General features: G+C 43.2%; 17 protein-coding genes. 7 read left to right on the top strand and 10 right to left on the bottom strand.

Annotated elements, in window-relative coordinates:
- The first annotated feature begins 421 nt into the window (after positions 1–421).
- Both Q1A69_RS18420 and Q1A69_RS18415 read left to right on the top strand, forming a co-directional pair.
- Complete coding sequence (locus Q1A69_RS18420; protein ID WP_299588854.1) at positions 422–1,228, top strand: hypothetical protein; 807 nt, start codon at positions 422–424, stop codon at positions 1,226–1,228.
- A gap of 20 nt (positions 1,229–1,248) precedes the next feature.
- Positions 1,249–2,145, top strand: a complete 897-nt coding sequence (locus Q1A69_RS18415; protein ID WP_299588851.1) for a fatty acid desaturase family protein — start codon at positions 1,249–1,251, stop codon at positions 2,143–2,145.
- Positions 2,146–2,185: 40 nt separating this feature from the next.
- On the opposite strand, the gene Q1A69_RS18410 is transcribed toward Q1A69_RS18415, so the two are convergent.
- The gene (locus Q1A69_RS18410; RefSeq protein WP_299588849.1) at positions 2,186–3,088 is read right to left on the bottom strand and encodes a LysR family transcriptional regulator ArgP; all 903 of its coding nucleotides are present in this window, start codon (positions 3,086–3,088) and stop codon (positions 2,186–2,188) included.
- A 120-nt stretch (positions 3,089–3,208) separates the two neighbouring features.
- Here Q1A69_RS18410 and Q1A69_RS18405 point away from each other — a divergent pair, with 120 nt between their 5' ends.
- Complete coding sequence (locus Q1A69_RS18405; RefSeq protein WP_299588846.1) at positions 3,209–3,829, top strand: LysE/ArgO family amino acid transporter; 621 nt, start codon at positions 3,209–3,211, stop codon at positions 3,827–3,829.
- Positions 3,830–3,921: 92 nt separating this feature from the next.
- Here the strand turns inward: Q1A69_RS18405 and Q1A69_RS18400 are convergent, their stop codons facing one another.
- The 7 genes from Q1A69_RS18400 to Q1A69_RS18370 all read right to left on the bottom strand — a co-directional run bounded on the left by Q1A69_RS18400 (position 3,922) and on the right by Q1A69_RS18370 (position 14,879).
- Positions 3,922–5,013 (bottom strand): acyltransferase, encoded by a 1,092-nt coding sequence (locus tag Q1A69_RS18400; RefSeq protein WP_299588844.1) that lies wholly within the window; start codon positions 5,011–5,013, stop codon positions 3,922–3,924.
- Between the two features lie 322 nt (positions 5,014–5,335).
- The gene (locus tag Q1A69_RS18395; RefSeq protein ID WP_299588841.1) at positions 5,336–6,220 is read right to left on the bottom strand and encodes a DUF4396 domain-containing protein; all 885 of its coding nucleotides are present in this window, start codon (positions 6,218–6,220) and stop codon (positions 5,336–5,338) included.
- Positions 6,221–6,720: 500 nt separating this feature from the next.
- Positions 6,721–9,822: an efflux RND transporter permease subunit gene (locus Q1A69_RS18390; RefSeq protein ID WP_299588839.1), complete on the bottom strand. Its 3,102-nt coding sequence runs from the start codon at positions 9,820–9,822 to the stop codon at positions 6,721–6,723.
- Positions 9,819–10,124: a hypothetical protein gene (locus Q1A69_RS18385; protein WP_299588836.1), complete on the bottom strand. Its 306-nt coding sequence runs from the start codon at positions 10,122–10,124 to the stop codon at positions 9,819–9,821. Before Q1A69_RS18385 ends, Q1A69_RS18390 begins: the two co-directional genes overlap by 4 nt.
- Entirely contained in the window at positions 10,112–10,897 is a 786-nt protein-coding gene (locus Q1A69_RS18380; RefSeq protein WP_299588832.1) for a hypothetical protein, read from the bottom strand. The genes Q1A69_RS18385 and Q1A69_RS18380 overlap by 13 nt, the downstream gene beginning before the upstream one ends.
- A gap of 556 nt (positions 10,898–11,453) precedes the next feature.
- On the bottom strand, positions 11,454–11,930 hold the full coding sequence (locus Q1A69_RS18375) for an NYN domain-containing protein (RefSeq protein ID WP_299588830.1): 477 nt from the start codon (positions 11,928–11,930) through the stop codon (positions 11,454–11,456).
- A gap of 1,920 nt (positions 11,931–13,850) precedes the next feature.
- Positions 13,851–14,879, bottom strand: coding sequence for a patatin-like phospholipase family protein (locus Q1A69_RS18370; RefSeq protein WP_299588827.1), 1,029 nt, complete (start codon positions 14,877–14,879; stop codon positions 13,851–13,853).
- 691 nt (positions 14,880–15,570) lie between these two features.
- Here Q1A69_RS18370 and Q1A69_RS18365 point away from each other — a divergent pair.
- The gene (locus tag Q1A69_RS18365) at positions 15,571–17,517 is read left to right on the top strand and encodes an aconitate hydratase (protein WP_299588824.1); all 1,947 of its coding nucleotides are present in this window, start codon (positions 15,571–15,573) and stop codon (positions 17,515–17,517) included.
- Between the two features lie 455 nt (positions 17,518–17,972).
- Positions 17,973–18,635 carry a class I SAM-dependent methyltransferase gene (locus Q1A69_RS18360; protein ID WP_299588821.1) on the top strand — a complete coding sequence of 221 codons (663 nt, stop codon included), beginning with the start codon at positions 17,973–17,975 and terminating at the stop codon, positions 18,633–18,635.
- A 289-nt stretch (positions 18,636–18,924) separates the two neighbouring features.
- Here Q1A69_RS18360 and Q1A69_RS18355 read toward each other — a convergent pair whose 3' ends face one another.
- Positions 18,925–19,857, bottom strand: coding sequence for an alpha/beta hydrolase (locus tag Q1A69_RS18355; RefSeq protein ID WP_299588818.1), 933 nt, complete (start codon positions 19,855–19,857; stop codon positions 18,925–18,927).
- 170 nt (positions 19,858–20,027) lie between these two features.
- Here Q1A69_RS18355 and Q1A69_RS18350 point away from each other — a divergent pair, with 170 nt between their 5' ends.
- Positions 20,028–20,744, top strand: coding sequence for a WYL domain-containing protein (locus Q1A69_RS18350; RefSeq protein WP_299588815.1), 717 nt, complete (start codon positions 20,028–20,030; stop codon positions 20,742–20,744).
- A 132-nt stretch (positions 20,745–20,876) separates the two neighbouring features.
- On the opposite strand, the gene csrA is transcribed toward Q1A69_RS18350, so the two are convergent.
- Positions 20,877–21,056: a carbon storage regulator CsrA gene (gene csrA, locus Q1A69_RS18345; protein ID WP_299588813.1), complete on the bottom strand. Its 180-nt coding sequence runs from the start codon at positions 21,054–21,056 to the stop codon at positions 20,877–20,879.
- 863 nt (positions 21,057–21,919) lie between these two features.
- On the opposite strand from csrA, the gene Q1A69_RS18340 reads away from it, so the two are divergent.
- Positions 21,920–22,120 (top strand): hypothetical protein, encoded by a 201-nt coding sequence (locus Q1A69_RS18340; protein ID WP_299588811.1) that lies wholly within the window; start codon positions 21,920–21,922, stop codon positions 22,118–22,120.
- Positions 22,121–22,159 lie beyond the last annotated feature (39 nt).

Here is a 22,159-nt window from a genome sequence, read left to right as displayed (position 1 = left end):
GGAAGCTTACTAGCCTACAGCCAGCTGACCTCTCTCGCTATTGCCAAGTGTGTCGGTTGTTATGGGAATCTAGGATGTATTTTACTTGAGCGGTAGTCTAAATAAGCAGCCTTTATTTATGTGGATTGGATCTCCAATTAAAGATGCTTAGTGGTGGGAGGTGATTTGTACCATGCTTGTCTATGTAGGGTGTGGAACAATATGTCACCCTATGGATATGTTTACTGTATTTTATCAATGGCAATGCTGTCAGGTGGCAACAAGTGAGAATGCGAGCTGAATACCTGCAGTAAGCTTTTAATAGTGTTTGTGTTGATTTAAATGACTTTTTTAAGAATAAAATTACAAAGTATTGTGTGTTAGGCCTAGCTCTGTAATATTACACAAAAGGTATCTCAAAACTAATGACGTAATATTCACTATGTATCAGTTTACCTATGAGCCTACCCCCAAAAATATTCTATTGGATTTGATGGGAGTTAATAAACGACATGAACTGGCAACCAGTCAGCTGGGTTTCATATCTGATGCATTTGATGTTTCCACTAATAACCTACGGGTGACACTAAATAGGTTGGTGGGTAATGGCCTGATCACTCAAAATCGGCGTGGCATCTACAGTTTGACGGAAAAAGCACTTTCCAAACGTGCTTTTATAAACCGCTGGAAAAACAACACGTTTCAATACAATAACTGGGATTTCAGGTGGCTAGCCTGCCACTTACCTAAAAGAACAGCACGTGCAGTTCGTAAGAAATCATTAATAGTACTTGAGTGGTATGGATTTGCTGCAGGTTTAGATCACCTGTTGGTACGACCCAATAATCTAACACTGAGTCATACGAAATTAACGGACATGCTGATTAAACTGGGTCTTGAAGCCAATGCGCACTGCTTTGTCTTGCAGGATGTATCGGACACTCTGGTTAATCAATGGGGGCTCCATTTGTGGGATATTGCACGTTTAGATAGAGAGTATGATGCCCTGATACATACTCTTGAGAGCAGTCTTACAAACCTGGCATCAAAGCCTGTCAAAGTCTCGTTATCTGAAACATGCCGCTTGGGTGGCGAGGCTATCCATCGTTTAGCGACCGATCCTTTACTACCAAAAATAATCAGGCCACAAAATAAATATCAGGAACTTAAAAATATTGTACGCAAGTATGACCATACAGGTCGAAATATTTGGTTGGAACAGTTGCAGAAGTTAGGCGTTGACACATAATCACAAAATGGTGACTTGCAATGAATATCCCCCTTAGTAAAGAAGAGGTTAAGCCGTTCCTACAGCGCAGTGATGCCAAGGCCTGGTGGATAGTGGTTAGTAATTGGCTCGGTATAATGGGAATTTTTACCATGGCAGCGCTATTGCCACACTGGGCAACTTATGTTCTTGCTGTATTTTTGCTTGCTGGGCGGCAGCAGGCTCTGGCAGCCATTATGCACGAAACCGGGCATAAAACACTTTTCGCAACTCGAGCCTATAACAATTTCGTTTGTAAGTGGTTGTCTTCACCGTTTTTGTTAATGGATGGAGAAACCTATATAAAAAGTCACATGATGCATCACCGCAAAGCAGGCACAGATCAAGATCCAGACCTGCAAAACTATAAGGATTATCCCGTCAGCAAGAAGAGTTTGGTTAGGAAGTTTTCCAGAGATTTTTTGGGGTTAACTGGTTTAAAAGCGAATTTATATTTATTTCTGAGTGGACGAGACTTACTCAGCCGAAAAAAGCGAGTGAATTTTCAGTTAACACGAGGTTTATTCGTTAATAGTGTTATGTTTGCCATATTGTGGGCTTTTGGTATCCCAGAGCTATATTTATTGTGGATTGTGGCATATCTAACCGTGTATATGGCTATTATTCGGGTGCGTCAGATCGCCGAACATGCTGGAGTCAAAGATCTTTACCACTTGGAACCAAAATACAACACGCGTTCGATTCCCAGGGGTATTTTGGGACTCCTGTTTGTCAGCCCCACCGAAGGCTTGAGTTACCACTGTGAACATCATGCCTTTATGGCAGTACCCACTTATAACCTCAGGGCTTTGCATAAGTTGTTAAAGAATCGTGGTTACTACGATGATGTTGAGTTGGCCAGTAACTACTTCGGTGTTTTGAAACAGGTAGTGAGATGAGGCGTTACTAAGGTCAAGCATTTATTTGCACCAGTGCTGCTTACTGGTGCAATGCTTTATGGGCATACTCAGCTAAAGTATGAGTGATTTCTTTAATTAATTTGGATTTCAAATTCCAAACATGCCAGTACAAGGGGATTTTCAGGTGCTGATCTGGAGTCAGCTTGATCAGTTTCTCTTGTCTTAATAAATCCTCCACTTGTATATCTGGTGCCATTCCCCAGCCCAATCCCAGCGTCAAGAAATTAAGAAATCCTTTCGATGAGGGAATCTCATGGGACGGATATTGTCCGGCCTCAATCCCCCAATACTGTTTCAGGTAGCGACTTTGCAGTTGGTCTTTGTAATTGAATTCAACAGCAGGTGCGTAGCGGAATTCGTCCACATTGACGGGGTTGGAGAAGTAGTGCTCCTTAAAGGCCGGCGTACATACCGGATAGTAGGCCATGTGCCCCAGTAAGAGTGACTGGCAGCCCTGCAGGTTGCTGGTGACCGAACTGATGCAGCCTATGACTTCACCGTTCTTCAGCAGCTCCAAGGTCGCATCCTGGTCGTCTACTTTCAGGTCTACCAGCAGATGGTGAGAGCGGATGATCGGTGTTACTGCTTTCAGAAACCAGGTATCCAGGCTGTCTGAGTTAAGGGCGATACGCACCTTGTTTTGATTGCTGTAGCGGGTCTTGCTGCCTTCTGGGTCAATATCGGCCAGTAGCTCGTGCTGTAAGAGGTGCATCTGCTGAAAGTAGCCCAGCACCTTGAGCCCGGCGTCTGTAGGTCGTAGAGGCGTGGAGCGAATCAGCAGAGCCTGACCCACTTGTCCCTCTAGGGCCTTAATTCGCTGGGATACCGCCGATTGACTGACGTGGAGTAATGCGGCGGCTTTATCAAAACTTTGCTCCTCCACTACGAAAGCAAAGGCCTGGAGCTGTTTCAAATCAAGCATAAGTAAATCTTATGAGGTATCAAAATAATTAAATTTACTTATTTTAGCTTGCCTCTTAATCTCCTGCCACTTTCTCGACCCGCTCACCGCGGGCAGACCCCAAAGACCACAGGAGGCAACGTGATTTCGGGTTTGCTACTAGCTCCTTTCACCAAGGGCTTTATCACCACAATCAGCTTGATTATGGCTATTGGCGCACAGAATGCGTACCTGCTGACACAGAGTATACGCCGCCAGTATCACTACAGCATCGCCGCGCTGTGTATCTTGATGGATGTTGTCCTAATCAGCAGTGGTGTTTACCTGGTGGCGCACCTGGCCCAGGCTGGCGGCAATTGGATGCTCTGGCTGACTTGGCTCGGAGTGGCTTTCCTGTTTGGTTACGGTGCTATGGCATTCCGTTCCGCTTTCACGAATAAGGGACTGGAGGATAGTAAGGAGTGGGTGAAGTCCAGGCGTTCGGCCCTGATTACCGCAGTGGCCCTGACCCTGTTAAACCCCCATGCCTATGTGGATACCGTAGTCCTGATCGGCTCGGTCGGCGCACAATACGCGGGTGAAAGCACCCTGTTCTTCGTGCTAGGGGCCTGCAGTGCCTCGGTACTCTGGTTTGCCCTGTTATCCGTTGGCGGCAGCATGATGCAACCATTGTTTAAGAACCCAAAGACCTGGCGTGTCCTGGATGTTTTGGTGGGCATTATGATGTGGTCGATAGCTATTAGCCTGCTGTGGGCGCAGTAAGGCATCCTGCCTAGTAACAGGCCTGGATAACAGGGAATTTCCAGGCCTGATCAACACTCCCTAGTTTCTGTATCTCAGCGTTTGTATCTCTCCTAGGCTATAGCCATTTCTCTGCGCTCAGCTCCGCTACTTAAACGTCGCCCCAGTGTGATAGCCGGTTTCTCGATGAATTTATATATCAGGATGCTTAGAGCAATACTGACAAGCGTTGTAGCCAGAATATAGATCTCTACAGGATAGGCCGAAACCGGCTGAGCCCAGGTCTGCTGTATTATCCAGTTCAGCCCACGCATCACTGCTGGGTGGAAAAGGTAAACTGAATAGCTAATGGTCCCTAAAGATACCAGGCTGCGCCATGGTTTAAAGGGCAACAGTAAGACTATAAAGAAAACAGCCAAAGCAATGAGGTGAGGTAATGCAAAACGCAGAGGGTCTTCAGTTACTGGTTTACCTAAGAAATAGAGAAACAGCACCATCAATGGAATAGAGAAGGTGGCAGCCACAGCGAGAATGGCATACCAATAGTTTGCTTTCCTAACATAGCAATGCCTGATGAGTGTTCCGCAAAACATAACAGCGATACAGAAAGGAATGTAAGTGATGCTTGGGGCCAGCTCTGGCAAAGTAATTGGTAGCTTCTCAAGCAATTGCCAGCCAATAAAGAAGGATAACCCACCCCAGCAAAAGAGTAGCAGGACCATGGGGTTGGCGAGTTGCCGCTTGGCAAAAATGAGTGCGCAAAGGCAGTAGAAAATTAATTCTACGGTTAGTGTCCAGTAAAGTCCCTGCACATTATCAACACCCATTAGGCCCTGCAGCATGGTTGCATTTGCGGCAATGGTCGCCATGGGATACATCCAATCACTGATTAGCCAAGTCAATCCTACCGCTATAAATAGTGATGACCAATAGGCTGGATAAAGCCGAAAGAAGCGGCGAATGGCAAATTTTTTTAGGGAGCTTCGTGTGCCGGAAAGGCTAAAAGGGATAACAAAACCGGATATTAAGAAGAAACAGATTACCCCAATTCTGCCGAAATCCACCTGACTGATAAAGCTTGCTAGCTCGGTGCCATGTTGGGCAACACTGGCGTTGCGTATAAATACTTCACTACTGTGTTGCCATACAACAAGAATTGCTGCAAGGCCACGTAGAGCATCTAGGTTAAGTAAACGACTATTCATCTGGCGACTGTAATCCTTTAACCAGCAGTGATAAGCCTTTGGGCCCATTATCTTCCGGGGGGTTATTTTAAGAGTTAGGTTAGTAGCTATTCACTAGCTCGAAAGCTGCGTTATATCTTGTATATAAGAGGCTCAAATAGTGTGCTACTTATAAATGAAAGGGAACTGAGGCAAGCCACACTGTTATTAGGTGTAAATTTTCTATTACAGATGGTCCCACAGATTCCTGTCTCACCCGAAGGACTCTACCATAATTTAATCAACAAGTGGCTAATGCCCCTCAGCTTTACTCCACCAAGTGCGCTATGTGATCAGTTGATAGCTAAAATCTTATAGGAAAAATATGATTGGTTAAAAATAGTGTAAATAGAAGAAACAGAATGGTGCCGACTACCCAGGCGCTAGAGGTCACCAAAGGTAAAGAGCTCATTTCCATTTGGTGTTCATTGTGGCTTTTAGCCTGTGAATGCCCTGCTAAAGAATCCGTCAACAAGTTCGTACCTCCTGAAGGCTTCTCTGGTGAGCAGAACCCCAAACAGGGCGCTGGCCTATCCCGCCCTGGTAAGGTCATACAGCCATGTTTAAGGTGGTTCTTTACCAGCCAATAGTTAATGGGGTAGGCAATAATGCCACCAACGATAGCGGCAAGGCTCATGCGGAACCAAAATGTAGCTCTTGTAGGATCTTCCGACTCAGGCCAAAGTGAAGCCAGTATCACCATGGTCGGAATCATCCCAGCCATCACCATATTCATTGAAACGGTTTCCGCAAAAAAAGTTTTGCGTACGGCTTTCAGATAGTTGCCTTGGTACATGTTAAGCATCATCAATGCCTGGAAAATAAAGAGTCCGCAGATAAATCCTGAAATATACTCAATAATGGCATCCCACCCATTGGTAAGCCCCAAGAGGGGTACGATGGAAGCTGCAATTACAATGCCGGTCGCATCACCTGCAAGGCAATGCATCTCGCTGTTAACACTCTGCTTCCAGGTGGCACGGGTAAAGGTATCGTGACCACCGGGAAAGGGGCGTCTACAGGTAATTAGATAAAGTAATAGCCCAACAACACCCGTATATACAACCACCAAAATCCATGCCAAGCGCTGTACCCAACTGGTCGGTGTATTGGTGAAAGAGTCCCAAGTAACAAAGATCACACTAATAGCCGCGAATATAAACCAGACCAGCATTGCCCCATCTAGCATAATAATTTACCTGGAAAAGGAGAGGTATGCATATATCGCTAACAATTTAGCCGCTGGTAATTGAGTAGTATGTCGCAGTAATTAACTTATCGATATTTTGAGATGAAAAATGATTAACGTGAAAAAATCAGGAATTTCAGTCGTCAAATTTTTGATATGTTATTATATTTAGTGTAGAGGATTTTAGAGTGATTCATAAAGAAGCGTACCTTCTTGGCACGATAGCATTCTTGGAACCAAGGATGTTTCAAGAATAAATTGAGGACAAATGATTCTTTACCCTCAGTTTTATTTGCCGCAGACTCCTTACTTTACCCACAATGCTCAAAATAATCTTCAAGCGTTCACCTCTAGAAAGGCTTGATATTAGCGTAATTTTTTACTCATCATCAATAATCACAGCTAACTTGCTGTTTAAATAACGTTGAGCCCCCAAGGCTTCTATCTAGAAGGGCATAAAATAATTAAGAGCCAGATCACGCAATACCAGCAGTGGCAAACTAAGCGTAATGGGACTCCGGAAACCTCTGGTCACTTCTGTGACTGATGTTGGGGGTTTCCGGCTTGAAGATTTTTAGTGAGAGCAGAGCTGACATAAAAGCCAAAACAAACAAGGCGCTAAATAGCATTCCTCCAGTAATTACCGTAGCCAGCCCTCTATAGATAGCTGCGCTACTTCCAGGATTAAAAACGAGAGGTAGGTTGCCAAAAATACAGGTAATCGTTGTTAGCATTATTGGGCGTATTCGTAATCTGGCTGCCGTTTGGATTGCCTCAAATTGGCCGGCACCATTTTGTAAAGTTAGCTGGAATTGATTTACGAGTAATATTGAATTGTTAACTACGAGCCCCATTAAAATTACGAACCCAATCATGGTTATCACATCAAGGCTTTGAGGGGTGAAAACATTTAATATCTGTAAACTGAGCATACCCCCTGTAAAGGCTAGTGGGATTGCACAAAGCACAGCGGCAGCCAGCTTTGCTGACCTTAGTGCGAAGTACATAAGTAGGCTAAGGACTACCAATGCTGCCAAAAATATCCTCAAGAATTCACCTAAGAATAGGTTGAGCTCATTAGCGCTCCCCCTAAACTGGGTGTGTAAGTCATTATAAGGGCTCGTTGCCAAAAAGGATTTTACTGATTGATCTACATCTTCAGTAAATGACTTCATTGCTACCCCTTCTGGGGGTGTAAGATTTAATGAGGCACTTACTTCCTGCCCAACTCGTAAAATGCTGCCAGGTGCTTGGGTTATTTGAGCCTCGGTTAGCTCACGCACGGGGATCATGCCGTGGCTCTCAATAAAAATTTCAGTATCTAGAAGTGTCTGCAGGTTTTGGGGTTCTTTTGCTTTGAGGTAAAAAGGTAGGGTATTAGTTCCTGTATAGAAGTGTCCAATATAGATTCCATCGGTCAAAGCCATCAAGTGACGATTTAATTCTGAGATTGTAATACCTAGGTGAGTTAGTTGGTCTAGACGAGGCTGAAACTCTATCCTCACGGCTCGATTTTGAAGCGCACTACCCTCCCGTATTTGTGCTTCTGGAAATTCTGAATGTAAATAGTTCATAAGCTCAACTCCGGCCTCTTGCAGCCTGGAAAGTTCAGCCCCCTTAATATCCAGTTGGCTGATACGGTTGTTGGGCATGGCAAATCGCAACAAGCCATTGTGGCTGAAGTGAACTTGTGTACCTATTAATCCATAGAGCACCTTTTTGTTCAGCCATTCCTGTAGCGTTTTAAAACTCCAATCTCCATGGGTATATAAGTAGAGATTGCAGTTGTTTGGATTGCAGATAATGCCGTAAGTAGAGACCTGGTCTTCAATTTCCTTCATGTTGGTAGTTATTCTATTAACCACCCTTTCTCCAATTTCTGTTTTAATGATTTCTGTGGATAATGGGTTTTCAAAATTTATATAAACAGAAACCATATTCTGTTTGGGGTCAGGTAGAACATCTATGGACGGTGTGGAAAGGTAGGTGGCAATAAGTGCGATAGGTAACCCTAAAATGATGACGGCGATAGATCGTTTAGGGTCGCTTGCTGCCCTCATTGAAAGGTCAACCCATTTTCTAAGCACGGTATCGATTGTTGCACTGTTTGAATTTTTTTTAAGAGTAGTGGATTTTCCCAGTAAATACCTTGCTAGTGAGGGAAGTATAATTAAGGCGAATAGCAGTGAGGCGAGTAAGGCGCTTGAAATTGTAAAGGCGAGATCTCGAAAAAGTTGTCCTGTTGCAGATTGCATTGTAATGATTGGTACAAAAACAATGACACTTGATATTGTAGATGATGCCAAAGACCCAGTAACTTCTCGGGTTCCATTTATAATGCTGTCTTGAATACTAAAACCCTTAAATCGTAATCTTTGAATATTTTCCATCACAATAATCGCAGCATCGACCATTAATCCAATGGAAAGCGCAATCCCGGCAAGTGATACAACATTCATACTTCTACCCCCTAGATACATGCCTAAAACCACGAGGGATATACACACGGGAATGCTGAGAAATATTAGAGTTAAAGTTCTAAAATTACGCAAAAACCAAAAAAGTACTAGGCAGGCTAGTAGAGAGCCGAGTAGAAGGCTACCATATACTAAATTGAGGGAACTTCGAATTCCCTTTGAGTCATCGCGACTGATAGCCAGCTCCATTCCTAAGCGTCTCAATTCTCCGCTGTTCAGTTCACCCATCGTTGATTTAAGCTGTGTAATGGTTTCAAGAACATTGACATTTTCAGTAGGCAGCAAATAAAAATAAAAGGATCGATTTCCTTCAAGTGCAAAATACGCCCAATCTGAAGCGGTACGAGCTTTTACAGAGGCAATATCGGAGAGCCGAATAATCTGATTTCCCCGTGAAGTGATGGGTATTTGTGAAAGTTCTCCCAAGGGAATCTGGCCCTTAAAGTGTAAAGCGTAATCTTTCGAGCCTATTTTTAGGTTTCCACCTGAACGATCCACCAGGTTACTCAGCTGTGCGGTTACTTCGGCAATACTTAAAGAGTTCTGAGCCATCTTTTCTGGGGCGAATTCAATATCAACGCGCCGGGCAATTGGTGTACCAGCCTCTTCAATGGATGAAACACCGGGGACTTTACTAAAAGCTGGTTTTATATGATTGATAAAGGCATCAATTAACTCTAATTCACTTGCGGATTTCTTGGAATAGAGAAAAAATGAGGCCAATGTAGCACCTGCGCCATTGGAAAAATTGAAAACTTGAGGTGTTCGGACTTGTGTTGGCCAGTTTGGTACTTGATTAATTCTGGAGAGAACCTCAATATACATCTGTTCCATATCTGCTTCTGAATGGAAGTCAACTGTGGTCCAAGCTAAACCACTGTTGATATTAGTTTGTACCTCTTTAAGATAGCTAAGGCCTGAAAGCTCCTGCTCCAGTGGCGCAATAAGTATTTGTTCAATTTCTTCTGCTGTTTTCCCTGGCCAGGAAGTTGCGAGTGCAATTTGTGGGCGTTTGATAGTGGGGAGTAAGGCGTTTGGTAAATTTAGGCCGGCGATAATTCCGGCAATGATTAGACTGAAAGTACAGCTTATAATTATTGAGCTGTATTTCTCCAGGGTTTTCATGTGCTCTCCCTCTCTGTCGGAGTAACAGTCTCATTGGGTTGTAATCCCTCATGGCCCAGTACCACTAAAAGATCTCCAGGTTCAATAGTTGAACTCACGATAAAGTGATCTCCCAGGGTGTCTATTATTTGCACATCTACACGAACAGCCCTTTGATCGCTATCTAAAGTCCAAACTTTATATTGACCGTCTTCAAGTCTTACCGCATCACTTGGTACTTTGGTGATAAGTTCCTGTTTATTGTTGCTCGAGAATGGAGTCAGCATAGTGATTTCGAATCGTTGCCCAACTAGCAAAGGCATAATTTTTCCCTACTCGCTTCAAAATAGAGGTTAAGATTTTGTGTTTCTGGAATGACGGTATAGCTGATATTTCTAAGGTGGATATCTCGATTTTTTAATTTAAAAGTGCTATTGCTAAGCAAGTTTTCACTATCTAAATGTTCTTCAGGCAAGCTGCATTCAATTTGATTCTCTGTAAGGGGGAGCAGCTGCATAACCCTTTGCCCTGGGTTAAGTCTCTCTCCAGGATTTGCGTCAATATTTAATACTTGGCTATCCGTTTTTGCGAAGTGTTGTAGTCGCTCATGGCGGTATTCAGCAGTTTTAAGCTGTTGCTCGAGCCTTTGCCTGTTTAATCGGTGGGTATCTACATTCAGTTTAAGATGGTTTAGGTGTGACGGGGATACCATGTCGGCAGCACGCAGCTTTGTTAGTCTGCTCAGCTCTTCTTCTGCATAGGTCAGCTGGCTCTGTGTAATTTCTAAATCCGTTCGAATAATTTCTATTTCCTGAGAGAGGTAAAAGCCATCTTGTTCAGCTACCAATTCTCCCGCTTTAATAATAGATCCTACTGGTTTTACTTGTGTGAGTTCGGCTTCGGTATGGCTTGAAATCTGGTGAAGAGGCGGAGATGATACGGAGCAATAAAGTTTTGTACTGACCGCTTGATTCCAGGGATATGCAGGTTCCACTAATACTATGGGGCTATCATTAGAATAAGTATTACAGCTAAGAAGTAAGGCTATGGAAGAAATGCTATTAGCAATGAAATTTCTAATTTGATGGTTTCTCATCCTGAGACTCTGCTCGATGTTGCGCTTGGTTTATTGGTGAGGAGGGAGCTAATTTTTTGAGAATGCTTAAGTGTCTTTGTTGTTATACTTCTCAAAAAGGTATGTTGATGATGGAGTTCCTGCAATCTGTATGCGATAAGTTGATCTTTGCAGGGGGTGAATGGTTTTTGACCTGAAAGCGCAGTCTCTATTATTCCAGTGGGATCGTTGAATATCAGGTATGTACTTATCGATTAGACTTCAAAAATATGCTGTTCAACCATGTTAATTCTGGAAGTTGGCCTATATAGAAAATCAATGAAAAATGCGAGGGCCTATGAGAACATAGGATTACTGTGTTTTTTCGATGATATATGGCTTTAGTCACTTGCGTAGTTAAGGTTTGCGGAGAAATACCTACAGTCTTCAGGCCTTTATTTATAGTGGTTAGGCATTTATATGGCAGGGTTGCTATAAAAACTACCTACTACCTGACCTAATTTTAGATAACTAACCATTATGTTGCCTAGAGCTTGTGGGTATTCTCCCAATATAGAAACCTATGCTTTATTCGTAATTAGTCGAGTAATAGCCTGCCTTCAATTGGAGTGAATTCACTCGCCGCATTCATCAATGTGGCAGCTGTTAAATCTGGTACGCCATATACTTCAACTCTCTTACCTCTGTCTAATCTGAGTTTCTGAGCAAGAATATCAAAGTCACCATCTCCTGAAACTAAAACTACGGTATCTACTAAGTTTGAATATTCCATTGCATCTATAGTGATCCCCACATCCCAGTCACCTTTGGCAGAGCCATCAGATCTTTGCGTAAAGGGTTTTAACTTTACTTCAAAGCCAATAGATCTCAAGATATTCTGAAATTCATGCTGTTTTCTATCACCGCGGTCGATGGCATAAGCCATTGCTTTTACTACTTCTCTTCCACCTGTAGCTTGCCGCCAAAATTTATTGTAATCAAAGTTTCTTTTGTAGATTTGCCTGCATGTGTAATAGACATTTTGCACATCAATAAATACGGCAACTTTTTCCATTTGATAATCCATTCATGTTATAAAACCTAATGCTTAAAGCGGCGATAGAACCAGCTAATACTAGTGTGAACACTTTATGTTGTTAGTTTTTCATATTCAAGCAACGATTGATAGCTAATGGTGTGAAGTAAATCCTGGGTATTGTGGAGGCTTGCGGAAGGGTTCGATTCCCAGAAATAGCGAACAAATTCTATTTTCTAGTAAAGGCAAGAACGATGGCGATTAATACTCCAATGGAGAGACCGGAACTCGCGGAAGCCTTGCGCGCCTGTTACGTGGTGGGCGTATGGGTACTCTCACTCGAAGGTAAAGTGGATAATTGGTAGTCCATATTACGTAGTGCACTGTTACTCCTTCAATTACCAAAAGTGAGTACGGGATCGTTGGTTTCTTAAGTCGAGTACAGATGTGAATTGGGCGGTTGCTATGGATAACCTGACCAGCCATTTTTCGCTCAATCCTCCCGCGCTTATTAGGGGCCCCGGCTCTCGACCGTGAGAATTTAATTTTGCAGTAAAGCGAGTCAGTACGGTAAATAGTGAATGCCGGAGCAGAATGAATCAGGGATATTCACGCCGATATATGCGAGATAGAATTGCTCAGATTTAGGGAGACTGCCGAAATATTGCTCACATTGACGGGAAATAGCAACAAGTGTGGAAATCACTTTCTCAAAAAGGTTCCCAGGATAAAAAATAGAGATCCTCATTGTATTTTACCTGGTGAAGAATTTTTCATGGATACCAGTCACATTCCCACAAACCATCTAACTCCAGAATCAAAAATCCTCATATTTACTACCCAATAGGAAGTGACAAACGACCCTGCCGTTACTCCCAGTGCCACTTTGAGTTGATTGAATCCCCACTGCTCTCGAACCCCCAAATACACCAATATTCCTATGGTAATCATCATCATTGGTTCGTAAAAATATCTAATTGGCGCATCGAAGGGAAATAGGAATACGCCGTAGATTAATCTACCTAGGCCTGGGGGAAGTATGGTGACTAAGCTTAACATCATACAGAGCATATGTTTTTTGGGGGATTTGCGGTGCAGAAAGCCAGAGAATAGAAAAAATACGAAGAGTGGTAACAAGAATAAATCAACCCAGTATACAAGTCGGAATATATCGCTCTTATCCAGAGTTGACTCAATCGTACTAAATAATAGCCATGATGAGGTGCCTATGAAGAGTATTGCTACAGGTAGAGATAGCCAGCCTAGATATTTGTGAAGAGATCTGTTGCCTTTGAGCATTAAGTATGGCTGACCACACATGAGCGTGATCCAAAGAAAGGAAGCTAGTCCATGTATATGATGCAGCGAAGATAAGCTTTTATAAGCTATAAAATAGCTGGGAGCAAAGCCAAGAATAATTACTACGGATAGACTACACATCCAAAAGAAAAGAGATCTGGGGTTCAAATATTAGTCCTTTTGTTTTAAATACTTAAATTTTTTGTTACTGCTTACTATGTGACTCACGGTAGAGGAGTCTTGTCGGTCCATGTCTTATAATACTGGTTCGATTATCATGAGGCATGGCCTTGCCGATCTATCTAGACTTGAATTGAGGGGGAAGTTGATCGACTCGACAGTCATACTGCTTGACTCTGGTCTAATTAATTCTGAAGGGATATGTTATCGGAGCTTCGATGATAATGCCAATTTTGATAAAGTTATCAAAGTGCTTGGTGGGAATATGAGGGCTGATCGAGAAGCACTAGGAATCTTATTAAAGGAGGTCATATTAAGAGAGGCATCTAGCAGTTAGTATCATGCTAGGGATGGATGAGAGTTATCGGCTCGAATTTACCGGCTGTTCTGGGAGCGGCGCCACAAGCACATAATTTTTGTTCGCTGAATTTTATGTAGCTTGGTTTCAAGTAATAACGTCTGAATCAGAGTTTTTGATGATTACCTATTGTATTGCTGATACTCATGGCTGCCGTGAGTGTTTACCAATGTGAACGCAATTTCATCTAATTCATGATCAAAATCCTTTGCATTCTGTTGTCCCGATTTTTTTAATTTCCTTAGGTTTTCTGCTGAGGCATTATCCATTGCGGGATCAGCATTATATAGGTTGGGCTGAAGCCTATAATACTCAGTGTTTTCTACCGTAGATGTAATTTGTTTTAGGTAGTAGTGGGTCATCTGGGCCCCTCCGTTCAGCGCAATATCAATGGTAGGTCTGGTCCAGTTAAAAATGCCCCAATCTTTTACTTCTTTGTATTTGTAGTTTTTTAATTGTTTGCCAGTCCCAAGGGAAACAATGATCATATCCTTGATTCCGGAGATGCCAGTAAACTTAATGGCTTCTGAATAGGCGCATAAAGCTGGATCACTGGCTACCATGCCGCCATCGACCAGGACATATTTTTTATTTAGTGGCGGTAGTGAATAAATGCGTGCGGGTTCAAAGTAGGTTGGTGCAGCGGTACTACCTCTCAGAAGGTCTCTTACCAGAAAGTCTTCCTTCCTCACTATGGCACAGTGCTGCCTGAATATGATTTGTTCACGTTTGTTGATGTCATAGGAAACAAAACAGGTGGGTTTTAACAATTTGCTTAGCGTTGTTTTACCAAAATACTTCTTTAATACTCTTTCGAGCTCATGGGTAGAGTATTTTTCTCCCCTTAAAAGTTTCAATTTATCGAAATAAGGCCAGGTTCCACTTTCAAAAACCTTATCACCTTCTTCCAGGTAGATATTGACTGCCTCCTGAGCTGTAAATTTTGGCTTTCCTTTCTTATTGGGGCATACATATGCGGCGCCCAATACTGCGCCGGTGCTTGTTCCGGCTATCAAGTCAAAATAATCCCCTATTCTGGCGTCAGGGTTTCCTGATTTCACTTTGAGCTTGTGTTCTAGTGAGACCAATATCTCTCCAGGTAATATACCCCGGATTCCCCCTCCATCAATAGATAGAATTCTTATCGCCACTGTTGTCTCTCCTCGACACCATTGATTGAGTACGATTCCAGAAAGATGGCACTAGGATCAATAGCTAATACTGTATTTGTCTGCATACTAAATATGTGTCGAAAAGTGTGTTTAGATCAATAGTATATATTTAACAGTAGTATTTTATTAATGAAGTGGCTGTATAAACATCAACTCTGTGGGGAAATTACTCAGTGCAGAAGATAGTTGATCTACACACAGTATGGAACAGTGGGAGGCTATGAGTCTATTGTGAAAATATAATAGACTTTCCCTACTTTTTTCTAAGCAGACTACAAGTCCAACACATCAAGCTCGCCGAGGTAAAATTCATTCTCATCCAGATATTCTCATCTTATGGCCGAAATAGGAAACGGATATAATTCCTTCTTATCCCAGAGATATGAACAGTCGACAATCCTATCCACACAGCGCCATGTTGGTGGATAGGTTCAGTCCATAATAATAAAGAGAGAAAATATTGATATCCAAGGTGCTGATTAAGTTAGTGCCTCTTCGCGATGACAGAAGGCTGAAGGATATCGCTCAGACGCCTATTTAGCCTTATGAATAGGACAGAATAGATAAGCCAACATAATATCTATCAAAGGTCGAACTACAATGATCATGGTCTGGAAGCGTCGCAGGAGGCGTTTCCCAACTTAAGGCGTTTCACTTAAGGGTATCCATTATGGCTATGAATCTCGCGCAGAAACTGATCCAGAGCCATCTCGTGAATGGCTCATTAGAGCCCGGCAGCCCAATAGAGATAACGATAGATCAAACGCTGGCACAGGATGGTACCGGTACTCTGGTCATGTTAGAGCTAGAGGCGCTTGGTTTATCACAAATCAAGACTGAGCTTTCCGCACAGTATGTAGACCATAACCTTCTACAAACGGACTACAAAAACGCCGATGATCACCTGTTCCTGCAAAGCGCCTGTCGCAAGTTTGGACTTTGGTTTTCACGTCCCGGTAATGGTGTAAGCCACCCGGTACATATGGCTTGCTTTGATATCCCCGGAAAGACGTTACTTGGCGCCGATAGCCATACCTGTGCAGCGGGTTCTATGGGCATGTTGGCTATTGGTGCCGGTGGCTTACAGGTGGCCATGGCCATCGCTGGCGTTCCCTTTGCGCTGAAAATGCCGAAAGTGCTCGGTGTAAAGCTTGAGGGTGAATTACCGCCATGGGTTAGTGCCAAGGACATTATCCTGGAAATGTTACGCCGGCAAACAGTTAAGGGCTGTGTGAATAAGATTGTCGAGTATCACGGCCCAGGCCTCGCCAATCTGACCGCGATGGACCGTCATGTGATCGCCAATATGGGGCAGGAGATGGGTACCACTGCCAGTGTGTTTCCCGCCGATGAAGCTGTGAAAGCCTTTCTCAAACAGCAGCACCGAGAAAGCGATTATGTAGAAATGAAAGCTGATGAGGGTGCGAGCTATGACGAAGAAGATACTATCAATTTATCTGATCTTGAGCCGCTAATCGCCTGCCCATCCAGCCCAGATAAAGTGGTAACCGTACGTGAGGTGGCGGGCCGCCCTATTTACCAGAGCTATATTGGCTCTTCTGCTAACCCGGGGCTGCGGGATTTCGCCATACCAGCGCGCATTGTCGCAGGTCGTCGTTTAGCCGACGACGTCTCTTTTGATATCAACCCAACCTCGCGCCAATTACTCGAAGAGCTTAGCCGGAGTGGCGATCTCACAAAACTACTTGAAGTTGGTGCGCGCTTGCACCAGACAGGCTGCGGCGGCTGTATTGGCATGGGGCAAGCCCCCGCCACTGGCCGTATCAGCCTACGTACTGTGCCACGTAACTTCCCTGGTCGATCCGGCACAGCAGATGACCAAGTCTATTTATGCAGCCCTGAAACCGCCACTGCTAGTGCACTGAAGGGCGTGATTACCGATCCTCGTGATCTGGACATGGATTATCCCAGCTTTAGTGAGCCGGAGTATCTGCCAGATATAAGACCTTTACTTCAGCCACCCCAAGAAATCCCTGTAGCAGTTGAGCTGATTAAAGGTCCAAATATCAAGCCGTTGCCAAACTTTGAAAAGCTTCCAAAGACCTTAACGGGCCCGCTATTACTGAAAGCGGGTGACAATGTTTCGACAGATGAAATACTGCCTGCCGGAGCTGAGATTTTACCTTTGCGCTCAAACATCCCCGCCATTAGTCGCTATACATTTTCACGTATCGATGAAACATTTTACCAGCGGGCGATAAAACTGAATGGTGACTGTTTTGTTGTTGGTGGTGAAAATTATGGGCAAGGCTCCAGCCGTGAACATGCAGCGGTATCATCACGATTTCTTGGAGTAAGGTGCATAATTGCAAAAAGCATGGCTCGTATCCACCGCCGTAATCTCATTAACTTTGGTGTGCTGCCACTGCTTTTTGATAGCTTTGATGATTACGATCGACTTGAGCAGGATTCAATCCTTGAGATTGACAAGCCAATAGCACAATTGAAGTCAAACAACTCTGTAAAGCTTTTGATTAAGTCATCTGGCGAGAGTATTAATCTGTGGAGTGATTTGTCAATAGATGAACTCGAAGTGCTAGAGGCTGGTGGCCTGATTAATCAGGTGCGAGAAAAGTATCTGAGTAATGGAAAGTAGTAGATTTTAAGCGCTCGAAATTTCTATTGGTTCATGCTATATCCCGATAGAATTCTCTGTAGAAAATCGGTTACTGTCAGATAAAGTTAAAACTACTTTACGAGTAAGTATTTTTAGCCTGATACACCTGCGACTAAAAGTTTAGGGTTTGCGCTGATTTATCTCTTCAAGAATTGTGCTGGGCTCTACAAAATGCTTGATTTTTTCTTGATAAATTTTTGATGTGCAAATTCAAAATGCAATAGAGGTTAAAGTGTGCTTCTGTACTCAATTGTTTAGACATAAGAATTGTATTTTATACGTAAAAATAATTTTATTGCCATACAGCCTTTTCACAAGAATAACTATTCCTCACCGTCTGGAGCGCGATTTCTCGCTTCCATCAAAGAGGTGGTACCATGGTGTTATAAACTTGATCGATATTTACTTTCCAGTCAGACTTGTAGGAGAAATACATGGCGATAACAAAAGAGGTGGAGCAGGGGCAGGCTGTTTACTCCAAGCCCGTGCTCTGGTTATATGATCTTTGGGTTCTAGGATTATCCAATCGATACATCTGGCAGTGTCCTACTGCAGATATTCTCAAGCACTTCAACCGGCATATTACGTCAAACCATTTGGATGTTGGTGTTGGAACAGGGTATTTTCTCGACAAGTGCCAATTCCCTCCCGGTGATGTAAGGCTGGGTTTGATGGATTTGAACCAAAATAGCTTGGATGTTACTGCCGCTAGGGTTGTTCGGTATAATCCGCTTCAATTTCGCTGTAACGTGCTAGATGAAGTAGACATAGCCGCTGGAAAATTTGAATCAATTTCTCTAAATTACTTGTTGCATTGTCTTCCTGGAAAATTATCTGATAAGCTGTCTGCCTTAGATCACATTAGTACACTGCTTGCTGAATCAGGTGTTGTATTTGGCTCAACTATTTTATCAGAGGGTGTACCTAGAAATACTGTGGCAAAGAAATTAATGCACATATATAACCAAAAGGGTATTTTTTCAAATGTTGAAGATTGCCAGGGAGATCTTCAAACCTATCTTGCGAATAGGTTTGAAGAGTATCAAATAGAAATAAAAGGCTGTGTTGCGCTATTCAGTGGAAAAAGAAAAATCTAATTTGAGTTAGTTTAAAGCCGAGCTGACAAGTCACCATTTTAAAACAGGTAACTTTCATATCAGGCCTGAACGACCAAAATGTAACTTTGCTCGATAGTTGTCGCTATTTAGGCCGGCATCCACCCGTGGTCTCTATGACATATTGGTTAATTTCAAGATTAGTTTTAAAGGTTGTGCTTGGTAATAATTGGGGTAGTGTAATATTAGTGAATTAACACATCTATAATCTTGTACGCTTAAAATTTACACTACCCTCTAAGAATTATTGCTATTCGCATTAGATGGCATCCTATTGTTCTAACCACTTTAAAATTACTTGATTTGTTTCTTCTGGCTTCTCTTGTTGAATCCAATGGCCACAATCTAGGCTGACAACATCAACATTAGGAACGAATTCTTTTAGATTGGCAGACTTCGCGATCAAATCACGATCGCCGTAAATCATCAGTGTTGGCTTTTGAATGATTGGCTTTACATCCGCCAAGATCTGCCAATTGCGGTCAAGGTTTCTATACCAATTAATGCTACTCATGAACCCTGTTTTCTCAAATGCAGAAATAAAAACAGCCAGTTCGTTATCACCCATTAAGGGCTCGCCAACTGGCGCTTCTGCTCTGGCGAGATCGATCACTATCATTCCAGGTTCTGGTGGTGCTGGAGGCATATTCTTACGGAATATATTGCGAAGGAATTGGGTAGTATTTGCGTCTAACACAGCGTCCGCGATGCCTGGCTGTCGGTTAAAGTGAACGATGTAATAGTCGTTTCCTAGAAATTCTTCCATAAACTCGATCCAAGGTTTTTCTGTTCGGGCTTGATAGGGCAGTGCTAGGTTTATAATTTTTTTAATACGGTTTGGATGTAATAGCGCTATGCCCCAAACCACCATTGCACCCCAATCATGACCGATAAAGGCGGCATCTTGGTATCCGTAATGATCTAGAAGTGCGACAAGATCGCCGGTTAAGTGTTCAATGTCATAGCTGGTTACTTCCGTTGGGCAGGATGAGTTGCCATAGCCTCGCTGATTGGGAACGATAACGTGGTAGCCCGCTGCGGCGAGAGCGGGCATTTGGTGGCGCCAGGAAAAGGCATGTTCTGGCCATCCGTGACAAAGCACAACGGGGTTTCCTATGTTCTGTTGGCCTGCTTCAAAGACCTCTAGCTCAATGCCATTGACTGAGATAAGAGTAGGTTTGGGGAAATCGGGTATTCTAGACAATTTACTTTCTCTTTTTTGGCGAGGCCCTGAGAGCCGCTATTTACCAGCAGGCTCCGATTTCTATCCTTGAGGGTTGTTTCAACTTCAACATCCCTTTGCTGGATCGTGAGTGCATAGGCTAGAATCTAATGGTGCCAAAAACTGTCACCATTAATTGATGTCCATGTAAAATGAATGTACGTCTCCGACAAGACGCCATAGTACGGAGCCTTCGCCGAAAGGGCACTTTAACGATTGCCGATTTAGCCGCTGAAGTTGGCGCATCCAGGCGCACAGTGCTGCGTGATATCAGCTCATTGCGGGATGAGGGCTTTGTTATCCATTCTGAGCCTGGCCCGGGGGGCGGCCTGCAACTTGATCCGCAATCGGTTCAAACCACAGCTCGGCTCTCGGTCGCCGAGATTTTTGCGCTGCTCATTAGCGTTGCATCCGTGCGTGCAGCAGGGAGTTTGCCCTTTTCGGATCTTGCGGATGCCGGGCTGGCAAAAATAGAGAAGGCTTTGCCTGTGGATAAAGTACGTGACCTACGCAGGTTTATGGATTGCCTGTACATCGGTAAGCTTTCACCGGAGGTAGACATATCTAATGTCGGAGAGATGTCGCCCTTACTACTGCCTACATTTGAAACAGCTTTTCTCCAGCGACTATACCTGAGCTTCCAATATCGTGATGCGAAAGGGGCATTAACTAACCGGGTTGTTGAACCGCAAGCTATGTTGATCTTGCCACCCTTATGGTATCTGGTAGCTTGGGACCCTGCTCGTAATGACTTTCGCCATTTTCGAATGGATCGGATTAGTCAACCGGAATACATTCAGGATAAAAAATTTCGAAGACGACATATAGTCTTCGAAGATAGCGTATCTCCAATTCGTAATAATCGCTGAGTTTCAAGCTGATTGAGCTTTTGGCGGTAAGTATGATCGCTCGCGCGAAAGGCCAATAATTGGTGGCAGTGTACCCCTTAGCTTACTCGACTCTGCCCCCAATAATTGGTCCAGGTTTTCCGCTCACAGATTTTACTTGCCTATCTTCTGTTCCCTCTGGATACGATTATAAATTTCTTCGCGGTGAACGGCTAAAGATTTGGGGGCCTTTATTCCTACTTGTACTTGATTGCCTTTAACGTTCAATACAGTGATTGAGACATTAGCCCCAATTCTGAGGTTTTGGCCAATTCGGCGAGTCAAAATCAACATATGTTATTCCCTAACGATACTCAAACCATGGGTAGCCTTTCCTCAAAGGGAAAGCTGTGAAAGAAAGTTGAAGAGTGAATGCGGGGTGGGGCACGGGAACGGTAGGCATAAAAGTAGAAAAGACGGACACAACGCTGCCAAAACCTGAGTAATTGCCTCAAGTTACTGAATGTGCTCCACTTTATTGAAGACAAGCGGGTTTCTAGCGTATCATCCATGCAGCCATCTTGATAGGTTGCTTATCAATTTGGTTAGCTGGCCCCTGGTGTTGGTAGCACCTTGGGTCAGCGACTTTTACTTACTTTTATCTCACGCTACCGTTCTCCTTTGAGGGAATAGGCTATTTATAAAGTTCTTCAATATTTTGAATCCGACTTGCTCACAAATAATAATGCTCAGCAGCGATCAAAATATCGAGAAATATTCACTTACCTTACACAGTTTTGTTACTGAAAACAATCTGAATAAATTCCAATAAGATCATTTCGGCGCCTATCTTTTCAGCTGTATTTATGTTTTTAAAATGTGTTAGCTATTGTTCGGGGATAATATTCTTGGGAACATATTCGATGAGATTAAATTGTTAAAATTAGCTTAAATCATCGGTATAAATCGAAAATATCTCCTTTGATTGTTGTAAACAAGTAGCCGCCTAAGTTCAAGGATGGTTTTTATCTTTCTGTTTTATGTGTGGGACTTCTGATCGCAATAAATATAGTCGCGAATTGAGATTAACAAAATGGCGCAAATTGAAGTGGTCTTTTTCATCGTAAGGTTACAGCGGGACAGGATGTGGAGGAGGTACTTCAGTCCTTGAGTTAAACGTTATAATCTAGGCAACAATATAATTTATAAATGTTTAAATGGGTATACAAGATATAGAAAGCCGGCTTCTGAGCATCAAACAACAACTTAAACAGCTGAGTCGTTTGGATAAGGATTACTCTCTCTTTGGTGCAGAGCGCTGGAAATACAACTTCCGTCGTTTTTCGGAACAAGAAGTTAACGGTATCGAGAAGCAGTACAACCTAGATTCCCATAACAACCGACACACTTGGCAATAGCGAGAGAGGTCAGCTGGCTGTAGGCTAGTAAGCTTCCAC

This window comes from uncultured Microbulbifer sp. (assembly GCF_947498635.1).
Lineage (GTDB): Bacteria > Pseudomonadota > Gammaproteobacteria > Pseudomonadales > Cellvibrionaceae > Microbulbifer > Microbulbifer echini.
The sequence above is the reverse complement of the archived record's forward strand: the minus strand, read 5'-3'. Positions and strand labels throughout refer to the sequence as shown.